The sequence below is a fragment of the Agathobacter sp. genome, assembly GCF_977054825.1.
Map to the genome: position 1 here is coordinate 1 of NZ_CDRTEH010000031.1, position 6,424 is coordinate 6,424.

The 6,424-nt window shown below is 38.4% G+C and carries 4 protein-coding genes, 1 tRNA gene and 1 rRNA gene; all 6 read left to right on the plus strand.

The window, feature by feature from the left end; genetic code table 11:
* Nucleotides 1–230, plus strand: a 23S ribosomal RNA gene (locus ACW6PM_RS13470); the annotation flags it as partial.
* 360 nt (nt 231–590) lie between these two features.
* Nucleotides 591–2,006: a uracil-xanthine permease family protein gene (locus tag ACW6PM_RS13475; RefSeq protein WP_448754917.1), complete on the plus strand. Its 1,416-nt coding sequence runs from the start codon at nt 591–593 to the stop codon at nt 2,004–2,006.
* A 171-nt stretch (nt 2,007–2,177) separates the two neighbouring features.
* Nucleotides 2,178–3,203: a lysylphosphatidylglycerol synthase transmembrane domain-containing protein gene (locus ACW6PM_RS13480; protein ID WP_456057460.1), complete on the plus strand. Its 1,026-nt coding sequence runs from the start codon at nt 2,178–2,180 to the stop codon at nt 3,201–3,203.
* Between the two features lie 96 nt (nt 3,204–3,299).
* Nucleotides 3,300–4,340, plus strand: coding sequence for a GGDEF domain-containing protein (locus ACW6PM_RS13485; RefSeq protein ID WP_456057461.1), 1,041 nt, complete (start codon nt 3,300–3,302; stop codon nt 4,338–4,340).
* A gap of 148 nt (nt 4,341–4,488) precedes the next feature.
* A tRNA-Leu gene (locus ACW6PM_RS13490) sits at nt 4,489–4,571 on the plus strand.
* A gap of 237 nt (nt 4,572–4,808) precedes the next feature.
* The coding region (locus tag ACW6PM_RS13495) for an LTA synthase family protein (RefSeq protein ID WP_456057462.1) at nt 4,809–6,424 on the plus strand (1,616 nt) is incomplete at its 3' end.

A 6,424-nucleotide genomic window follows, 5' to 3' on the forward strand; every position in this document is an offset into this window, starting at 1 on the left:
CCGGGATGGACGGACCACTGGTGTATCTGTTGTCGACCAACGGCATGGCAGAGTAGCCAAGTCTGGAAGGGATAAACGCTGAAGGCATCTAAGCGTGAAGCCCCCCTCAAGATGAGATATCCCTCCATATGGAGTAAGACCCCTTGAAGACTACAAGGTAGATAGGGCAGAGGTGGAAGCATGGCAACATGTGGAGCTGACTGTTACTAATAGGTCGAGGGCTTAATCTGGTTAATAACGAAGAAAAACAAGTCCATTCCAACTCAGGCTTTGCAAATTTATTTGCAGAAGGCTGAATTGGAATGGACGCAGATTTGCGAAGCAAATCCATCGAGATGAAGCGAAGCGGAATCGAGATGAGTTTTTCGGTGTAGATTATAAAACAGACTGGAATTTTCAGATTGGATTAATAATCAAGTTTGTATGAAGTTTTGAAGGTACATATTTATTAAATATGATTTATTTAAGACATCCTGTGAGATGTCTTTTTTTTATAAAAAAATGATAAAAAAATAATGAAATAATAATTCAAAACTGCTATAATGTGTTCAGTTACATATCGAAAACATAAATTTATTAAGGAGGTTGTTATGGAACAAAAGAAACAGGAGCCAATTCGTGATGCGAGACAGCTTGGAACTGCTAAAATGCTTGTACTTGGTTTACAGCATATGTTTGCTATGTTCGGTGCGACAATTCTTGTACCTATTCTTGTATCGGGGTATTTTCAGAAAGCTTGTGGGGAGCCACTGACGAGAGGTCTTTCGGTGTCGGTTACATTATTTTGTGCAGGCTTTGGCACGCTTATATTTCATCTGTGTACAAAGTTTAAGGTACCGGCTTTTTTGGGTTCGTCATTTGCTTTTTTAGGAGGCTTTTATACTGTTGCAAATCTTGACAGTGGTATGTATGCAGATATGGCTGTCAATGATAAGGCGGCATATGCGTGTGGTGGTATATTTGTTGCAGGTATGCTCTACTTCGTACTTGCTCTTATTATTAAGCTGGTTGGAATCAAGCGTGTAATGCGATTTCTGCCGCCTGTAGTTACAGGACCTATTATCATATGCATCGGTCTTTCACTTGCCGGCTCAGCTATCAATAATGCTTCAACAAACTGGGTTCTTGCAATTATTGCACTTGGAGTTATAATTATTTTCAATATCTGGGGAAAGGGATTATTTAAAATCATTCCTATTTTAATGGGAGTAATTATTTCCTATGTAGTGGCTCTTATTATGAATGCTGCAGGAATTACTAATCCTGATGGTTCGGCAATTCTTGATTTTACATCAATTGCATCATCTGCGTGGGTTGGAATACCTAAATTTCAGTTCATGAAGTTTGATATTACATCCATTCTTGTTATGGCGCCTATCGCTATTGCAACAATGATGGAGCATATAGGTGATATGTCAGCTATTTCTGCTACAGTAGAGCAGAACTTCATTGCTGATCCGGGGCTTCATAGGACACTTATAGGTGATGGAATTGCGACTGCATTTGCAGGAGCCATCGGTGGACCGGCTAATACAACATATGGTGAGAATACAGGAGTTCTTGAGCTGTCTAAGGTATATGATCCGAGAGTTATCCGTATTGCAGCTGTTTTTGCTATTGCACTTTCGTTTATTCCAAAGTTTTCGGCTGTAATATCTACTATGCCGTCAGCGATTATTGGTGGAGTTTCATTCATGCTTTATGGAATGATTTCAGCGATAGGAGTCAGAAATGTTGTTGAAAACAAGGTAGATCTGACTAAATCAAGAAATCTGATTATTGCAGGTGTTATTTTTGTATGTGGTCTTGGCTTTGGAAATGGACTGACATTTACTGTAGCAGGAACATCAATTACACTGACAGCGCTTGCAATTGCAGCTATCGCAGGAATTTTCTTAAATGCTATTCTGCCTGGAAATGATTATGAGTTTGGAAAGAATCCGGACGGAGATGCAAGCCGCGGTGTTTATATGATGAACACAGACGATGAGGAAGAGGAATCATAGAAGTCAATTTATATAGACTGACTTGTGAACTGCAGCATAAAAAATTTAATAAACGTTAAAAAGATATTAATAATATTTTACTTGATAAAGTAATGCATATTATCTAAAATTAACTGGTATGGTGTAATTTTATAATTCACTGTACCAGTTTTTTTAAGGGGAACACATTTAATGGACAGAAAAAAGATATTTTGGGCGATAGCTTCTGTTTTTATAGCTATCTTAAGCATATGGGCTGTTGTCTCACAGAGCAAGCATTTTTCATTTGAGATTCTTATGAGCTTTATCAGAAATGCAAATAAAGGCTGGCTTTTTATGAGTTTTGTTTGTACATTCGGGTTTATATGGTTTGAGGGTTTTGCTCTGGTACGCATGGCAAGACACTTTGGGTACAAAACCAGCGCGATTGATGGTACTGTGTATGGTGGAGCTGATGTGTATTTTTCGGCTATTACGCCATCGGCATCGGGGGGACAGCCTGCCAGTGCGTATTTCATGATAAGGGATGGCATACCGGGATATGCTGCTACAGTGGCACTGCTGATAAATCTTGTTATGTATACACTTTCACTTCTGACAATTGGTTTACTATGCATGATTTTTAAGTATCCTTTGCTGAAAAATTTCTCAGGTATTTCCCGGATATTTATATGTTTTGGGATAGTAGTACTGATTTTTTTGGCTCTTGTATTTTATATGCTGCTAAGGAAAGGAAGCATACTATACTCAATTTGTGATGCTTTTATCCGTCTTCTCGAGAAAATACATATAATACGGCATGGTGACAGGCTTCGAAAGAAGCTTAAAAATACTATGAAAGAATATCAGGAGTGTTCAAACAGTATCACAGGGCATACAAGGCTTCTTATCGAGATTTTCTTTTGGAATATTATGCAGCGATTATCACAGCTTCTGGTATCGTTTATGATTTTTATGGCGGTAGGAGAAGGAGTAAAAAAGGCGGTTGATGTGAGCGTGATACAGTGCTTTGTGGCGATGGGCTCCAATTGTGTGCCTATACCCGGAGCTATGGGCGTGGCTGATTATATTATGATTGATGGGTTTAAGCAGCTTGTTGGTAAAAATGCTGCGAATATGGAGCTTTTGTGCAGGGGAATGACATTTTATGGAAGTGTCATAACAAGTGCTGTTATTATTCTTGTAGGATATATAGTTAGAAAAAAAAGAGCAAAATAGTCTAGTACTTTTGCACAATAATATATTGTTATATTAGATGAAATGTGTTATTATTTTATAGTAATATTTACAATATATTTGTGAAGGTATTGGACAATGGGTAGCAATTATAATACTGTCAGGGAGCAGAGCTTCCTTTTTAATGTAAATAAAATATTTCTTGTCATCCATTTGCTGATGTTATTTCTGTTTTCATCACTGGGAATTGATTTGATGGCAGGAGTCAATATGATCAGCATATGCTTTTATTTTCTTGCATTCAGTTTGGCCAAATCTGAAAGACTGAGCATATATGTTTATAGTGTGGCTGTTGAGATATTGCTTCATATGGTACTTGCGGTGGTTTGTCTCGGAATTCAATGTAATTTCCAGCTTTTTTTGATCGATGCAATGTTTTTCCTTTTTGCCATGGATTATGTGGTCCTCAGAAAGAAAAAAAAGAATCATGTTGCCATTCTGCTTTGTTGCGTATATGCTATTGCTCTGATTATGCTTTATATGCTTGATGGCTTGTATACACCTTTGTATGTGTTGGATTCTGTTGTAATTAAGAGTATTTCAATTGCTATGGTGTCTGTTGTAGTTTTCTTGATAATCATATGTATGATGTGTCTTTTGCATTTTATGTCTTCCGAGGAGGGGGCAATGGAAAAGCAGGCGCAGTTTGATGCGCTGACTGAGCTTCCGAATCGTTTCTTTATGATGGCAAAGCTTAAGAATCTTTTTGAGGAAGATAATCAGAGAGACTATTATCTTGCAATGATTGATATTGATGATTTTAAGAAAATTAATGATTCATTCGGACACAATGTAGGAGATGATGCACTCAAGATTCTCGCTCGTACTATCGTAAGTAAGGCTCGAGGTGTTGAGCTTAGCTATTGCAGATGGGGAGGAGAGGAGTTTTTGCTTCTTGGTAAATGTGTTGACGGAGAGGTGCCTAAGAATTTTCTTGATGAGCTTCGTGTGGAGATTAATTCAAAGACCTTCTGGACATCAAAGGGCAGTGGAAGGATGACCGTGACCATAGGTGCAGGAAAATATAAGGTAGGGCAGGATTACAAGGAATGGATTAATTTTGTTGACAAACAGCTTTATGTCGGAAAATGCACAGGTAAGAATAAGGTTGTATGCTGATACATAATTCTAGGCTTTGACATATGTTAAAACATATATCAAAACATATATTAAAGTTATTGCCGAAAATATATAATTTATATTGAAATTACAAATTTTAGTTGCATGAAGTCAATAACTGTGATAGAATATTGACTGTTCGTAAGACGCCGGCATGTCGGAATGGCAGACGATGCAGACTCAAAATCTGTTGGGCGCAAGCCCGTGTGGGTTCAAGTCCCACTGCCGGCACTATTTGCAAAACCCCGTAAATCCAAGATTTCTAGTAAAATCAAGGGTTTGCGGGTTTTTTCTTTACTCACAATCTTTCAAAAAAATAAAGAAAATAACAGGAGCATGATGATGATAAAAAAGATTTATAAAAAATATGAAAATATATTTAATGTTATATTTTTCTCGATTTTTCCGATTGCAGCTTTTTATCTTATGGAGTTCTACGAACACAATCCCTTTGAAGAAGTCAGATTTATGGCAGGATTTTTTAATATTATTTTGTTTGAGCTGATTGCCTGGATTCTTTATTTTGTTACGGGCAGGGCAAAGTGGGCACTTCGTGCGGTTTTTACCGTGGCTATGGTTTTTGGACTGATAAATCACTATGTTATGCTTTTTCGCTCGACTCCTTTTGTTCCGTGGGATATTTTCTCAATTGGTACGGCGACAAGCGTTGCGTCCAATTATGATTTTACACCGACTGCAGGAGTAGTTGTTGTTACAGTTATATTTATAGCACTTATTGTGCTGATGCATTTTGTTGACTTCAGGATCAAGTGGAAATTCAGGTTCAGACTCATCCCGACTGTGCTTTTAATACTTGTGCTGTGCCTGTTTGTGAATGCCCTGCAGGATGAGGATTTCCAGACGGACAATTACCTGTATCCGTTTCTGTTTACACCGGCATATATGACGAAGGTGAATGGAATGGCGGTAACCTTTGCGATGGATCTTAAGTTTGTGGCGGTTGATAAGCCTGATGGGTATAGCAGGCAAAAGGCAAAGGAGTTGCTTGACAGCTATGCCGGTGCAGATGATAATTCAGCTAATAATGAAGCAAATAAATCAAATACTGTAGCTGATAGTGACTATCCGAATATTATAGTTGTAATGGATGAAGCCTTTTCGGATCTGTCGGTGCTCGGTGATTTTGATACAAATACAGACTATATGCCGTTTGTACACAGTCTTGAAAAGGGCAATGAGAACACTATAACAGGATATCTGAATACGTCTGTATGCGGTGGCAATACTGCCGATACCGAGTTTGAGTTTCTGACAGGCAATACGATGGCTTTTCTTCCGGTAGGAAGTATTCCGTATCAGCAGTATATAAAGAGTGAGACCCCCTCCCTTGCAAGCTATTTAAAGAGCATAGGCTATGCAACGTATGCACAGCATCCGTACTATGGCAGTGGGTGGAACAGGGATACGGTTTATCCTCTTTTGGGATTTGACAATCTTTCGTTTATGCAGGATTATTCTAATCAGAGGTTTGTGCGCAAATATATAAGTGATGAGACGTCATTTGATAAGATTATTGAGACCTATGAGAACAAACCGGATGGTCAGCCGGCATTTATATTCAATGTCACTATGCAAAATCATGGTGGATACACGGACATCTACTATGGCTTTGACAATACTGTGACAGCTGATAAGCTCAATAATTCTGCACTCGACCAATATCTTTCACTGATTAAGATGACAGACGAAGATTTAAAGAGTCTCATTGACTATTTTTCAAATGTGGATGAGAAAACTATAGTGGTATTTTTCGGTGATCATCAGCCAAATGATACTGTAGCAAGCTCTGTTCTTGCAGCAAACGGCATGGATTATAATAATTTATCCAATGAAGAGCTTAAGCTGCGCTATCAGGTGCCGTATGTCATATGGGCAAATTATGATATTGATGAGGCAACAGGAGAAGATACGAGCGTCAATTATCTGGCTGCAAATGTGCTTAAAGCGGCAGGTGTGCCGACAAGTGACTACCAGAGCTTTCTGCTAAAGCTTAAGGAGGAGTATCCAATTATATCAGCGGTGCGCACGGATAAAACTGCAGGTAAGACATCGGATATGCTAAA